Consider the following 14154-nt stretch of genomic DNA (forward strand, 5'->3'; position numbering starts at 1 on the left):
GGCGGCTGCCTTTTAAGTATCGTCCGTCCGGGTCGACAGCGACATCCCCTCGACGATCTCGAACTCCTCGTCGCCGTCGAACCGCCCCGGGTCGAACGCGCCGATCCACGGGGAGTCCGGATCCCCGAACCCGACGCCCGCGAGCGACGCGAGCACGCCCTCGGCGACCGTCTCGCCGATCGCCGGCGCGCGCATGAACCCGTGCCCCTGCCAGCCGGCGGCGACGAATAGGCTGGGGGCGGGAGCGCCATCCGCGTCCACCGGTCCGACGACCGGGTCGCCGTCCGGCGTCGCGGTACAGAGCCCGGCCCACGCTCGCGCGTCGGCGAGGTCGCGGTCGGTCCGCTCAGGCGAGTCGCCGCGGGCGAGTCGCTCGTCGAGGACCGCACCAACGTCCTCGCGGAACCAGTCGTCCGACTCGCGTCGGTAATCGTCGGGGTCGGCCGCGACCGGCTCCGTGCCGTCGCCCGCGAGCAGCCCCTCCGGGTGCGGGCGGAGGTACGCGTCCGCGGTGGCGTCGTAGACCATCGGCCCGTCGTACGGGCGGGAGGTCACGAGCGCCTGAACGCGGTAGGGGACGACCGGGACCGAGACGCCGGCGTCCGCGAGCAGCGACCGGGTGTGCGCCCCGGCCGCGACGACGACGGCGTCGAATGCGCGCGTTTCGGTCCCCGAACTTCCGTTTTCACCGTTGTGAATCGAGATTTCTCGCCCCGCGTCGGTCCGCGGACCGAGCGCGACAGCGGTCTCCGTCTCCATCGCGACCCCCTCCCGAGCGGCCCGTTCGCCGAGCGCGCGGACGTAGCTCGGCGGGTTGGTCCACCCCGCACCCTCGGCGACCGCCGCGACGCTGAGGTCGTCGGTGCGGATGGCGGGGAAGCGCTTACCGAGCGCGTCGGGGTCGACGAGCGACACCTCGCGGCCGTGCTCGCGCATGCGCTCGACCATCGCCGGGACGGCGTCGGCGTCGGGGTCGCCCTTGCGGACCGCGATCACGTACGGGCACGCGGAAAACGAGAACCCGGGCAGCGAGCGGTCGAACGCGCGGAAGCGCTCCAGCGCGCGGGCGCCGACCGCGGCGTCGACGTCCTCGGCGTAGGCGTCGTAGAGGACCCCCGCCGCGCGCCCGGAGCTCTCGGCCGCTAACTCCCCGCGCTCGAACAGCGTCACGTCGGCGCCGCGCGCCGCGAGGTCGCGGGCCGCCGTGACGCCGACCGCGCCGCCGCCGACGACCGCGACCGTCGGTGCGGACTCGTCTTCCTCGGTCATGCCCCGAGACACGCGAGCGACGACGAAAAGCCACCGGGACGGCGATAGAAACACTGCGGCGGCGCGCCTGCGAGCGGCCGCCTTCGGCGGCCGCGAGCCAGCCCGCGAGGGAGTCAGTCGCCGGAGCGAAGCGACGGCGACTGACGAGGCTGGGGAGGTTTGAGGCGCGGTTGCTGTGCTGGGCGGGGCGGGACTCAAAGGGGCAGCCGGGAGGACGAAGCCCGCCGACGTAAGCACCGCAGGAACGAGCGAAGCGAGTGACGAGGAGCGCAGCGAGGCGCGCGAGTCCTCCCGGCTGGGGCTTTGGAGGTGTTCTCCGCCGATCCGCCCGCGACGATTTATAAACAAGCGGCGGGAGCTTTGGAGGTGTACTCTGTCGGTCAGCGGTCACTTATTTATAAGCGACCGATTGGGAATTTGGCGGTTCTCCCTACCGATCTGCGGTCGATTATTTATAAGTAAACGGCTGGGAATCAGAAGCTGTTCTCCGGCGATCCGCGGTGACTCATTTATAAACAAGCGACTGAAACCACCACGCTATCGTCGACGCCGCCGATCACCGGACGACCGCCTCATCCACGATCTACTTATAACCCGAATCCGGTCGCGGCCTGCGAGGCCGCCGAGAGGTCGAGGTCGAGGTTGACGACGTAGGTGTGGATCGCCCAGAAGCCCGCCAGCTCGATCGCGGTGATGATCACGGTGACGAGGTCGGCGTACTTGCTGCTCGTCGTCACGCCGCTCGGCAGCCCGTACTCCTTGTCCGAGAGCGGGTGGAACAGCGCGATGCCGCGCCGGCTCCCGACCACGTCGAGGAGGTAGTGGGTCAACACGCCGATCCACACGTACTGGAGGTTCCCGAAGACGATCGGGTACGCGAGGAAGATCGCCAGCACCGGGAGGCTGTGGAGCGTCTTCCGGTGGCGCCCGAAGGCGGTGTCGACGTCGGGGAACAGCGCCCCCAACACGACCGGGACGGTGATCTCGGCGACGGTGGTCGCGGTCGCCGCGTCGAGGCCGGGCTCGACGATGAACCCGAGCCCGAGGGCGAGCAGCAGGCCGTTGAGGACGTGGCCGCGTTTGTTCATACCGCTCGCTGTGCGTGTCGATAGGTCAAACCACCGGATCGCGGCGACGGCGGTAGACGGCGCCTACCTCTCAGGGAGTCCCGGAGTTCGGGTCGAAAGAGCCACGGCGGGCGCGCCCGACCCGCCCGTATGGAGTACGAGGAGCCGAAGTTCTTCCACGTGATGCAGTACGCCGCGGCCGCCGACGGCGACGTCATCGACATGGTGAGCGGCAACCCCGACTGGGAGCCCCCTGCCGCGCTCCGCAACGCGCTCCGCGAGTACGCCGACTTGCCCCCCGCCGACTTCCAGTACCCGCCGAGCGACGGGCTCCGCGAGCTCCGGGAGGCGATCGCCGAGCGCCGCGGCGTCGATCCCGAGCGCGTGGTCGTCACCAACGGCACCGGCGAGGCGAACTACCTTGCCATGGCGCGCGCGCTCGACCGCGGCGCCGGCGACGAGGCGCTGCTCATGGACCCTGTGTATCCGTACTACCCCGGGAAGACCCATCTGCTCGGCGGGGAGCCGATGCTCGTCCCCACGGAGCGCGACGGCGGCCTCGATGTCGACGCGGTCCGCGAGGCCGCGAGCGAGGACACCGCCCTCGTCGTCCTCAACACGCCGAACAACCCCACGGGCGCCGTCTACGACCTCGACGCGGTCCGCGAGGTCGTCGGTGTCGCCGAGGCGGTCGACGCCGTGGTCGTCGTCGACGAGGTGTACGACCGGTTCGACCTCGCCGGCTCGTTCGAGTCCGCCCTCACCCTCGATTCGGACCGCGTGATCGTCACCAGCGGCTTCTCGAAGTCGATGGCGATCACGGGGCTCCGCGTCGGCTACGGCGTCTTCCCCGAGGCGCACGTCGACGCGGCCAATACGCGACACATGCTCGTGAACGTCACCGGCGCGCGCCCCTCCCAGTACGCGGTCCACCACGCGCTCGCCGAGACGCCGCCGGACTACTACGCCGAGTCGCGCGAGCTGCTCGCCGAGCGCGTCGACGCGTTCACCGACGCGCTCGACGCGGCCGGCGCGGAGTACAGCCGCCCGGAGGGCGCCTTCTACGTGCTCGCGCGCTTCGACGGGTTCCCCGGCACGATGGCGAACGTCAAGCGGCTGGTCGACGAGGCGGGCGTCGCCGGCATGCCGGGCGAGGCGTTCGGCACCGCCCGCGACGAGTGGATCCGGTTCGCCTTAGTGACGCCGCGCGCGACGGAGGCGGCCGAGCGGCTCGCGGACTACTTCGCCGACGGCGCGCCGGAAACGCCGGCCGACCCGCGGTGAGCGGCGACGCTATCGACCGGCTCTGATCCTCCTCTCAACCGGCCGCTTCATCGACCGCGGACTCGGCTCGCAGCGCCGACCGCGAGCAGGGCGAGGACCGCGACGACGACACCGAATCCGGGGCTCCCGTCGTCCGTGGTCCCGTTGTCGCCCGCGCCGTCGGAGCCGTTTCCGGCGTCGTCAGAGCCGTTCCCGTCATCCGTGTCGGTCCCGTCCGCCTCCGACGCGCTGTCGACGCCCTCGACCATCACCGGGTCGGAAGCGATGTCACCGTCCCGGGCGACGATCGTCCGGTTTCCGGCCGACGCTATGGACACGTCGACCTCGCCGCGGTCGTTGGTCTCCTCGACGGCCTCGCCGTCGACCTCGACCGTCGCGCCCGCGACCGGCTCCTCGTAGGCGTTCCGCACCGTCACGCGGGTCGTCTCGCCGACGAGGACGCGCTCGTTCGCCGGCGTGACGGTCAGCGCCGCGGTCCGCTGCGCGGTGGCGTTCACGCTCGCCGGCGACTCCCGCACCCTGACCCGCTCGGCCGAGGCCTCGTACCCCTCCTTGACGACCTCGACGCTGTAGGCGGCGTTCACGGGGACGTTGAGCGAGGCCGTCCCTTCGGTCACGCTCACCTCGCCGTCGTACACCGACGAGGAGACTCGGACCGCTCCCGTTTCGATCGGGATGGGCGGGTCGAAGTGGTCGTCGAGGGCGCGCACGTCGAGCGTCACGGTGCCCCGCTCGACGGCGACCGTCGTCGCCGTGTCCGGTCCCACCTCCACCTCGCGTTCCGCCTCGAAGTACCCCGGCTTCACGACGACGGCCTCGTACGCCCCCCGTTCGAGGCGCGCCGTCTCGTAGACGCCGTCGGCGTCGGTCTCGCCGCGGTCGACCGTCCGCCCGTCCTCGCGGATCCGCACCGTCGCGTCGGGCTGCGACCGGTTCTCGTCGTCGACAACGGTCACCGTCGCGGTCCCGCTCCGGGCGACGCCGAGCGCGACGCTCGACTCGCTCGCGTTGGCGATCCGGAGCGGTCGGTTCCGAACGTACGTGTCGTCGTCGACGTCCAGTTCGACGCTGGCGCCCTCGGGCACGTCGAGGAGCACGTTCCCGTTGTTCGCCGTCGTCCCCGACGCGGTGCCCGTCTCGCCCGCCTCGGTCTCCCACGTCGCCTCGACGGTCGCGCCGCCGACGGCGCCGCCGTCTTGGTCGGTCACCGAGACGGTGAGCGTCACCGGATCGGCGGCGAGCGCCCCGCCGGTCGCGGCGACCGCGACGAACAGTACTGCCGCGCCGACCAGCGTCGAACGTGCGACGTTCATACGCGACGTACGGACGCCGTCGGTATTGGTATAGGCCGATTACTCGCCCGGAGAGGGCGCAGACTGCCCCGTCGCCCGGGCGGTTCGACGGGCCGGCGGCCGCTGTGTACCCCTCAGCTACCCGCCGCCCCCGCCGAAGCCGCCCTTCCCCGCCTCGGCTTCCCGCTCGCGGCGCTCGCGCTCGTCGTCCGTGTCCGACGCCGATCGCTCCGACGTCGACCGCTCCGACGCCGACCGCCGCGCCGAGAGCGCCCACCCGAGCGCGTACGTCGCGACCGCGGCGACGATGCCCGCGACGGTGCCGAATAGCACCGCGCCGGCGACGAACGAGACGGCGGCCAGCGCCGGCCCGCCGAGGAGGGTGTACCCGAGGTTCTCGCGCACGACTCGCGGCATCTCCATAGCCGGAGCGTTCGGTTCCCGGCAGAAGTGTCTTGTCCCGTTCCGCCTCGTTCGAACCGTTCCGGCGAGTCCGCCGCCGCTGAACCGTTCCGGCGACTCCGTCGCCGCTGAACCGTTCCCACGACTCCGCCGTATTCAAATACGCGCGCGCAGACCAACGCGTATGGAGCAGATCGACGACCAGTACGCGCCCGCGGACGTCGAGTCCGCGGTCGACGAGTACTGGGACGAGCACGACGCCTACGAGGCGGCGAAAGAGGCGCACGCCGACGACCCGCCGTTCTTCTTCGTGGACGGGCCGCCGTACACCTCCGGGCAAATGCACCTCGGGACCGCCTGGAACAAGACGCTGAAGGACGCCGTCATCCGACACAAGCGGATGACCGGCCACCGCGTCACCGACCGCCCCGGCTACGACATGCACGGGCTCCCGATCGAGGTCAAAGTCGAGGAGGAGCTCGGCTTCGAGAACAAGCGGGACATCGAGGCGTACGGGATGGAGCCGTTCATCGAGAAGTGCAAGGAGTTCGCCTTAGAGAACCGGGCGGCGATGGACGAGGACTTCAAGTCGATCGGCGTCTGGATGGATTGGGACGACCCCTACGAGACCATCTCGCCCGAGTACATGGAGGCCGCCTGGTGGGCGTTCTCCGAGGTCGCCGACAACGGGCTCGTCGAGCAGGGGAAACGGTCCATCTCGCAGTGCCCGCGCTGCGAGACCGGGCTCGCCAACAACGAGGTCGAGTACGAGGACGTCGAGGACCCCTCCATCTACGTGAAGTTCCCGCTCGCGGACCGCGAGGGGAGCCTCGTCATCTGGACGACGACGCCGTGGACGGTCCCCGCGAACACCTTCGTCGCCGTCGACGAGGAGCTCACCTACAACGCCGTCCGCGCGGAGAAGGACGGCGAGGAGGAGCTGCTGTACGTCGCCGCGGAGTGTGTCGAGGACGTGTTACAGAAGGGCCGGTACGAGTCCTACGAGGTTGAGGCCGAGCTCACCGGCGACGAGCTCGTCGGCTGGGCGTACGACCACCCGCTCGCCGACCGCGTCGCCGAGTACCCCGACTTCGAGGGCGCGGGGCAGGTGTACGCCGCCGACTACGTGGAGGCCGACCGCACCGGGCTGGTCCACTCCGCGCCGGGCCACGGGGAGGAGGACTTCCACCGCGGCACGGAGCTCGGGCTCGATATCTTCTGCCCGGTCGGGCCGAACGGCGAGTTCACCGAGGCCGCCGGCGAGTACGCCGGCCAGTTCGTGCGCGACGCCAACGACGACATCGTCGACGACCTCGTCGCCGACGGCCACATGCTCGCGCACGGCACCGTCGAGCACAGCTACGGCCACTGCTGGCGCTGTGACACCGGGATCATCCAGCTCGTCACCGACCAGTGGTTCATCTCGATCACGGACGTGAAGGAGGACCTCCTCGACAACATGGAGGACTCCGAGTGGCACCCGGCATGGGCGCGGGACAACCGGTTCCGCGACTTCATCGAGGACGCGCCCGACTGGAACGTCTCCCGCCAGCGCTACTGGGGCGTCCCGATCCCCATCTGGGTGCCGGAGGACGCGGAGGCCGGCAACCTCGACGAGGAGATGATCGTGATCGGCACCCGCGAGGAGCTCGCCGAGCGCGTCGAGGAGGACATAGATCCCGACTCGATCGATCTCCACCGCCCCGCCGTCGACGACCTCACGATCGTCGAGGACGGAACGACGTACCGCCGGGTCGAGGACGTGTTCGACGTGTGGCTCGACTCTTCGGTCGCGACGTGGGGCACGCTCGGCTACCCGAGCGACGAGGCCGCCCACGACGAGCTGTGGCCCGCCGACCTCATCATCGAGGCGCACGACCAGACCCGCGGCTGGTTCTGGTCGCAGCTCGGGATGGGGACCGCCGCGGTCGATGAAATCCCCTACGAGGAGGTGCTGATGCACGGCTTCGCCAACGACGAGGACGGCCGCAAGATGTCGAAGTCGGTCGGCAACATCGTCACGCCGGAGGAGGCGATCGAGCGCGCCGGCCGCGACCCGCTCCGCACGTACCTCCTCAGCCATGACCAGCAGGGGGTCGACCTCGCGTTCGAGTGGGACGGGCTCGGCGAGATCCAGGGCAAGCTCAACATCCTCTGGAACGTGTTCCGGTTCCCCTTGGAGTACATGGAGCTCGACGGCTACGACCCCGCCGACGCGGACCTCTCGGACGGCGAGCTCGAGCTCGTCGACGAGTGGGTGCTCTCGCGGCTCCAGTCGGTCGAGGCCGAGGTCGCCGACGCGTGGGACGACTACCGCGTGAGCGACGCGGTCAACGCCGTGATCGAGTTCGTCACGCAGGACGTCTCGCGGTTCTACGTGAAGGCCGTCCGCGACCGCATGTGGGAGGAGGCCGACTCCGCCTCGAAGCGCGGCGCCTACGCCACGCTCGCGACGGTCCTCGACGAGGTGATCCGGCTGCTCGCGCCGATCGCCCCGTACCTCACCGAGCGGATGTACCAGCGGCTCGACGGCGAGTCGACGACCGTCCACGCGCTGTCGTACCCCGAGCCGGACGCCGACCTGCGCGACCCGGACCTCGAACGCGACGTGGCGGTCTTCCGCGACGTCGAGGAGGCGGCCGCGAACGCGCGCCAGCAGGCCGGCCGCAAGCTGCGCTGGCCCGTGCCGCGCGTCGTCGTCGAGACCGACGACGAGACGGTCGCGGCCGCGGTCGACCGGCTCGAAGCCCTGATTGCCGACCGCGTCAACGCCCGCGAGGTCGTCGTCACCGACGCCTTCGACGAGCTGGTCGAGACCGCGGAGCCGCAGATGGCCGCCATCGGTCCCGCGTTCGGCGGCGACGCGCAGAAGGTGATGGAAGCGGTCCAGGGCGCCACCCGCGCGGCGGTCGAGGGCGGCGAGGTCACCGTCGACGGCGAGCCGGTCGACCTCGACGACGAGATGGTCGAGTACGTCGCGGAACCGCCGGAACACGTCTCCGGCGCCGACTTCGAGGGCGGCACCGTCTACGTCGACACCTCGCTGACTCCCGAGATCGAGTCCGAGGGGTACGCCCGCGACGTGATCCGCCGCGTTCAGGAGATGCGCAAGGAGCTCGACTTGGACGTCGAGGCGCGGATCCGCGTCGGCGTCGCCGTCGACGACGAGCGCGTGGCCGGCTTCGTGGACGACCACGCCGACCTCATCGCCGGTGAGGTCCGCGCCGACGCCTGGCTGGACGACCCGATCGACGCCGCCGAGGCCGCGGGCGGCCTCGTCGAGGAGTGGACGGTCGAGGAGACGACCGTCACGATCGGAATCGAGCCGGTCGCGTAAGGGCTCGGTAGCTCCCCGCTCCCCCGGCTCCTTCTCCCGGCGGTACTGTGCCAACAGTTCGCATCCCGAAACCTATAGGTGCGTTCTTTACTCACGGTCGAACATGGATGTCCGGGCGGCTCGGCCCGACGACGCGGAGGACCTGCGAACGGCGGTCTCGCGAGCCCGCGAGGAGACGGTGTTCGACGACATCGGCGCGCCCCTGCTCGACGTGTCCGCCGCCGGCGTCCGCGAGGCCGCCGCCGAGGCGGAGTGGTCGTTTCTGATGGAAGACGTCGAGGAGGGCCCCGTCGGCATCGCGATCGCACACCCCGATCAGGGCGGGACGGAGGCGGAGCTGCTGGCGCTGTGGGTCCACCCGAACCGCGCGGGCGAGGGCGTCGCGGACGAGCTGCTCTCCCGCGTGGGGGACGCGCTCGTCGACCGCGACATCGAGGCGCTCCGCGCGACGGTCCCGCCGGACCGTCCCAGCGCGGAGGAGTTCTTCAGCGCGCACGGGTTCACGCGGCGGGGAACCCGCCGGGGTCCCGCCGGCGACGAGACGGTCGTCGTCGCGGACCCGCACACGCTCACGTAACCCGCGAGCGCGACGTCGGAAAACGGGGTTTTTGCGTCGGCTTACTTCAGGCGCTCCTGGAGGAACGAGGGGTGCGCCGCGGTGACGCCGTCGACGCCGAGCAGCTTCTCGGAGATGACGTCGCCGAGCTCGTCGCCGTCGCCGGCGCGGACCTCGGCCATCAGCATGTGGTCGCCGGAGGAGGTGTACAGCGCCTGGACCTCGTCGAGCGACTTCAGCTCGCGGGTTGCCTCCACGTACTGTCCGGAGTCGACGTCCATCCCGACCATGGCGATCGACTGCGACGAGAGCTTCTTCGGGTCGACCTCCGCGGAGTAGCCGACGATCACGCCCCGCTCCTCGAGGCGGTCGATGTACTTCCGCACCGTCGGCTTCGAGACGTCGGCCTGCTCGGCGATCTCTCCGCAGGACGCCTGTGCGTCCTCTTCTAACACGGAGAGGATCCGTTCCTCCGTCGATACGGTACTCATACTACTTCGTTTGTCACCAATGAAAAAATACCTTGCGAATCAAAAAACGAACGCACTGCGCCGTGAACGGCCGCCGGTCCCGCTCAGGCGTGTTTGTCGAGGAACATGTCGTGGGAGCGCTCCCACTCGTAGTCGTCGTCCCAGTAGCGCTCGGCCAGCGGCTCCTCGGGCATCTCGCCGATTTCCTGCTTCTCGGCCCCGTAGGAGGGTCGCTCCTCGTCGACGTAGAAGCGGCCGGTGAGCACCTCGCCCTCGTACAGCGACTCCTCCGTCTCGCGCATCATCTCGGCGGCCTCGACGCGGTCCGTCTTGTCGAACTCGTAGTCGTCGGACTCGTTGACGTCGATGTACGGGACGTACTGGCGCGCGTCCTTGTTCCACGTCGGACACTGGGTGAGGAAGTCGACGTGCGCGAACCCGTCGTGTTCGATCGCCTCGATGAGGATCTCCTTCGCCTGGTTCGGGTTCACCGCGGCCGTCCGGGCGACGTAGGAGGCGCCGGCGTTCAGCGACATCGAGAGCGGCTTGATCGGCTCCTTGGCGCTCCCGTGGGGCTGCGTCTTCGACTTGTGGCCCTTCGGGCTGGTCGGGGAGGTCTGCCCCTTCGTGAGCCCGAAGATCTCGTTGTTGAACACGATGTACGTCATGTCGTGGTTCTCCCGGGCCGTGTGGATGAAGTGGTTCCCGCCGATCCCGTAGCCGTCGCCGTCGCCGCCGGCGGCGATCACTTCGAGGTCGGGGTTCGCGAGCTTCGCGGCGCGGGCCACGGGCAGCGAGCGCCCGTGGATCGTGTGGAACCCGTACGTGTCGAGGTAGCTGTTCAGCTTGCCCGAACAGCCGATCCCCGTGCACAGCAGGGTCTCCTCGGGCGTGCGCCCGACCTCCGGCAGCGCCTGTTTCAGCGCCTTCAGGACGCTGAAGTCACCGCAGCCGGGACACCACGTCGGCTGCGGCTCCACGCCGGGGGTGTACTCGTCGCGGTCGATCTCTCGCTCCTCTCCGATCGCTGAAAACGTGCTCATTGGTTAGTCACCTGCGGCTGGGACGAAGGTGGTCTGATGACCGGACGCGTCGCCGTCGCCCTCGACGATCGCGGCCTCGAACCCGTCGACGACCTCCGCCGGCTCGAACGGGTTCCCGTTGTACTTCAGCAGGCTCGACAGCTTCTCACCGTACTGACCGAGGTTCTTCTGGACGAGCCCGCGGAACTGTCCGGACGCCGTCATCTCGACGACGAGGACCTCGTCGACGCTCCCGACGAACTCCCTGACCTGTTCGGTCGGGAACGGGAGCATGTCTGAGACGCCGTACGACTTCACCGATATCCCGGCGTCGTTGAGGCGACCGACCGCCTCCTCGACGGTCCCCTGCTGGCTGCCGAACGTGAGAATGCCGTACTCGGCGTCCTCGGCGCCGGCGTACGAGCCGGTGTCCTCCTGGTCGAGGTCGTCGCGGATCGCCTCCAGCTTCTGGGTCCGCCGGTCGATCTGCGCGACGCGGTTGTCGGGCGACTCGGCGATGTGCCCGGTGGGGTCGTGCTCGTTGCCGGTCGCGAGGAAGCGACCGCCCTTCTGGCCGGGGATCGACCGCGGGGAGACGCCGTCCTCGACGTCGTGCTGGAACCGGTGGAACTTCCCGTCGGGCGAGTGCGGCTCGTCGGCGAGCGCGTCCTCGGAGAGCGTCTTCCCGAGCGTCGGGTTCGGCTCGCGGTCGAAGTGGCTCTTCGGGACGTTCTTCAGCTCGCCGCCGAGCTTCTGGTCGTACAGGAGGATCGACGGGATCTGGTACTCGTAGGCCAGCCGGAAGGCGAGCCGCGACTGCTCGTACGCCTCCTCGACGGTCCCCGGGGCGAGGACGACCCGCTGGGAGTCGCCCTGCGAGGTGTAGAGGACGTGTTCGAGGTCGGACTGCTCCGGCTTCGTCGGCATCCCGGTCGAGGGGCCGGCGCGCATGGCCTCGACGAGGACGACGGGCGTCTCCGTCATCTCCGCGAGCCCGAGCGGCTCCGACATCAGCGCGAACCCGCCGCCGGAGGAGCCGGACATCGCCTTCACGCCGGCGTGCGAGGCGCCGACCGCGAGCGCGGCCGCCGCGATCTCGTCTTCCACCTGCTCGGAGATCCCGCCGAGTTTCGGCAGGTTCTGCGTCATGATGGTGAACACCTCGGTCCACGGCGTCATCGGGTAGCCGGCGATGAACCGGCAGCCCTCGTCGATGGCGCCGTAGGAGATGGCGTCCGAGCCGGACATGAGCAGCTGGGTCTCGTCGTGTTCGCCCGTCGGTACCGACACGTCCGGGGCGTTCACGTCGTACTCCTCTTTGACCTGGTCGTACGCGATCTGGAGGATCTCGAGGTTCGGTTCGAGGATCTTCTCCGGCATCGCGTCGCGCATGAGGTCCTGGACGTGGTCGAGAGCCATCCCGGTCAGCGCGCAGGTCGCGCCGACGCCGGCGGTGTTCCGCATGACCTCACGACCCTGATCGCGGGCGAGCCCGCGGAGGTCGAGGGGGTACACGTGCCAGTTGTTCTCTTCGACGCGCTCGTCGAAGTTCGGAATCTCCGAGGCGTCGAGGAGTCCCTCGTCGTAGACGATGACCCCGCCCTCGCGGAGCTCGTCGAGGTTCTCCGAGAGCGGCTTGATCTCCTCGTTGCCGTAGACGGCCTCCTCCTGCGGGTTGCGGGCGAACGAGTCGCCCAGCGCGAGCAGGAAGTTGTAGCCGTCGCCCCGGGATTCGACGGGGTCCGCCGACGCGCGGACCTCGGTGTAGGTGTGACCGCCGCGGATCCGCGACGGGTAGTGCCGATGCGTGAAGACGTTGAGCCCCGATCGCATCAAGGCCTTCGCGAAGTTCTGGCTTGTCGAAGCGATCCCGTCACCGGACCCCCCCGATATCCGCCAGATGAGTTCGTCGTCAGTCATAGTGGTGTGTGAGCCCGAGTGGGCCTCGTGGGTCGAAGTTGTGTTGGTTCCCTCTTAGGGCTTGCTATGGAATCCCAAGGGACAATCATGAAGGTCTATTAGGGTGCCACGCTGTCCCACGCCGCCGACCGGGGTTCCGCGCCCTTTTACTTCGACGCGCGCCGAGCGCTCGCATGCTCACGTTCATCGGGCTCGGCCTCTACGACGAGCGCTCCGTCACCGTCGAGGGACGAGAGGCGCTGCGCGAGGCCGACCGCGTCTTCGCGGAGTTCTACACCAGCCGGCTCGTCGGCGCCGACGTCGCCGACCTGGAGGCGTACCACGGCGTCGACGTCGAGGTCCGCGACCGCGACGGCGTTGAGCGCGACCCGGAGCCGATCCTCGACGCGGCCGCGTCCGGCGACGCCGCGTTCCTCACCGCCGGGGACACGATGATCTCGACCACTCACACCGACCTCCGGCTTCGCGCCGAGGAGCGAGGGATCGACACGCGGGTGATCCACGGCGTCACCGCGCAGTCGGCGGCGTCGAGCCTCACCGGCCTCCAGAACTACCGGTTCGGCAAGGCGACGACGCTGCCGTTCCCGTACGCGCACGGCGGCGACGACGTGCCCGCGAGCGTAATCGAGACGATCGAGGCGAACCGGGAGCGCGGGCTCCACACCGTCGTCTACCTCGACATCAAGGTCGGTACGGGACCGACCGGCCCCGACCCCGACCACGAGGAGTACATGACCGCGGACGTCGCCGCCGGGTTACTCGCCGACAACTGGGGCGACGAGCTCGCGGTCGTCGTCGCGCGCGCCGGCTCGCCGGACGCGGTCGTCGCGGCCGACCGCCTGAGCGCGCTCGCCGGCCGCGAGTTCGGCGACCCGCTCCACCTGCTCGTGATCCCCGGCGACCTCCACCACGTTGAGGCGGACGCCCTCGTCGGCCTCGCCGGCGCTCCGGAGTCGCTCGTCGGGGAGTGAGTCCCTCGCGGTCGGGCCCCGCAGCGGTCGCACCCCACGGCGGTCGGACCCCGCGACCGCCTCCCGCCGACCGGACGTTTGATTACCGTGCCTCGCGTTACCGCACTCCATGAACGACGTGCCCGTCGACCGGCTCATGTCGACCGACCTCACCACGATCGAACGCGGGGCCCCGGCGGCCGACGCGGCGAAGCGGATGCGCGACACTGGCGTCAGTTCGATCCTCGTCGTCGAGCCCGACGGGACGCTGGCCGGGCTGATCACCGCCACGGACTTCGTCGCGCTCGTCCGCGACAACGACCCGAAAGACCGGACGCCGGTCGAGGCGTTCATGACGACCGACGTCGTCACGGTGGGTCGCGAGGACACCGTCGCAGAGCTGGCGGAGCCGACCGCGCACGGGTACACCCACCTCCCGGTGACTGACGCCGACGGCAGGCCGATCGGGATGGTGTCGACGACGGACCTCACCGCGCACCTCTCGAAGGCGCGGTGACGGACCGGAACCGCGGCGCCCGCCCCGCGTTGTGCGTTCCGGAAGAGTAATGTGACACGGTAACACAC

At 69.8% G+C, this 14154-nt stretch carries 12 protein-coding genes; 5 read left to right on the forward strand and 7 right to left on the reverse strand.

Annotated elements, in window-relative coordinates; genetic code table 11:
* Positions 1 to 12: 12 nt before the first annotated feature.
* Both B378_RS0104750 and B378_RS0104755 read right to left on the reverse strand, forming a co-directional pair.
* A complete protein-coding gene (locus B378_RS0104750) occupies positions 13 to 1269 on the reverse strand; it encodes an FAD-binding oxidoreductase (RefSeq protein ID WP_017342673.1) in 1257 nt (418 codons plus the stop codon).
* Positions 1270 to 1856: 587 nt separating this feature from the next.
* Entirely contained in the window at positions 1857 to 2357 is a 501-nt protein-coding gene (locus tag B378_RS0104755) for a metal-dependent hydrolase (protein ID WP_017342674.1), read from the reverse strand.
* Between the two features lie 129 nt (positions 2358 to 2486).
* Here B378_RS0104755 and B378_RS0104760 point away from each other — a divergent pair, with 129 nt between their 5' ends.
* The gene (locus B378_RS0104760) at positions 2487 to 3620 is read left to right on the forward strand and encodes a pyridoxal phosphate-dependent aminotransferase (RefSeq protein ID WP_017342675.1); all 1134 of its coding nucleotides are present in this window, start codon (positions 2487 to 2489) and stop codon (positions 3618 to 3620) included.
* Positions 3621 to 3667: 47 nt separating this feature from the next.
* Here B378_RS0104760 and B378_RS0104765 read toward each other — a convergent pair whose 3' ends face one another.
* Together B378_RS0104765 and B378_RS0104770 are read right to left on the reverse strand one after the other, a co-directional pair.
* Complete coding sequence (locus B378_RS0104765; RefSeq protein WP_017342676.1) at positions 3668 to 4933, reverse strand: carboxypeptidase regulatory-like domain-containing protein; 1266 nt, start codon at positions 4931 to 4933, stop codon at positions 3668 to 3670.
* A 117-nt stretch (positions 4934 to 5050) separates the two neighbouring features.
* A complete protein-coding gene (locus tag B378_RS0104770; RefSeq protein WP_017342677.1) occupies positions 5051 to 5335 on the reverse strand; it encodes a hypothetical protein in 285 nt (94 codons plus the stop codon).
* Between the two features lie 163 nt (positions 5336 to 5498).
* Between B378_RS0104770 and ileS the strand changes: the two genes are divergently transcribed.
* Together ileS and B378_RS0104780 are read left to right on the forward strand one after the other, a co-directional pair.
* The gene (gene ileS / locus B378_RS0104775) at positions 5499 to 8651 is read left to right on the forward strand and encodes an isoleucine--tRNA ligase (protein WP_017342678.1); all 3153 of its coding nucleotides are present in this window, start codon (positions 5499 to 5501) and stop codon (positions 8649 to 8651) included.
* Between the two features lie 103 nt (positions 8652 to 8754).
* A complete protein-coding gene (locus B378_RS0104780; protein ID WP_017342679.1) occupies positions 8755 to 9228 on the forward strand; it encodes an N-acetyltransferase in 474 nt (157 codons plus the stop codon).
* Between the two features lie 41 nt (positions 9229 to 9269).
* Here B378_RS0104780 and lrpA1 read toward each other — a convergent pair whose 3' ends face one another.
* The 3 genes from lrpA1 to B378_RS0104795 form a co-directional block, all read right to left on the reverse strand.
* Positions 9270 to 9698 carry an HTH-type transcriptional regulator LrpA1 gene (lrpA1, locus tag B378_RS0104785; protein ID WP_017342680.1) on the reverse strand — a complete coding sequence of 143 codons (429 nt, stop codon included), beginning with the start codon at positions 9696 to 9698 and terminating at the stop codon, positions 9270 to 9272.
* An 83-nt stretch (positions 9699 to 9781) separates the two neighbouring features.
* A complete protein-coding gene (locus B378_RS0104790) occupies positions 9782 to 10720 on the reverse strand; it encodes a thiamine pyrophosphate-dependent enzyme (protein ID WP_017342681.1) in 939 nt (312 codons plus the stop codon).
* A 3-nt stretch (positions 10721 to 10723) separates the two neighbouring features.
* The gene (locus tag B378_RS0104795; protein WP_017342682.1) at positions 10724 to 12619 is read right to left on the reverse strand and encodes a 2-oxoacid:acceptor oxidoreductase subunit alpha; all 1896 of its coding nucleotides are present in this window, start codon (positions 12617 to 12619) and stop codon (positions 10724 to 10726) included.
* Between the two features lie 173 nt (positions 12620 to 12792).
* Between B378_RS0104795 and dph5 the strand changes: the two genes are divergently transcribed.
* Together dph5 and B378_RS0104805 are read left to right on the forward strand one after the other, a co-directional pair.
* Entirely contained in the window at positions 12793 to 13590 is a 798-nt protein-coding gene (gene dph5 / locus B378_RS0104800; protein ID WP_017342683.1) for a diphthine synthase, read from the forward strand.
* A 109-nt stretch (positions 13591 to 13699) separates the two neighbouring features.
* Positions 13700 to 14086, forward strand: coding sequence for a cyclic nucleotide-binding/CBS domain-containing protein (locus B378_RS0104805; protein WP_017342684.1), 387 nt, complete (start codon positions 13700 to 13702; stop codon positions 14084 to 14086).
* Positions 14087 to 14154: the final 68 nt, after the last annotated feature.

Source organism: Halorubrum sp. T3, from assembly GCF_000296615.1.
GTDB lineage: Archaea > Halobacteriota > Halobacteria > Halobacteriales > Haloferacaceae > Halorubrum > Halorubrum ruber.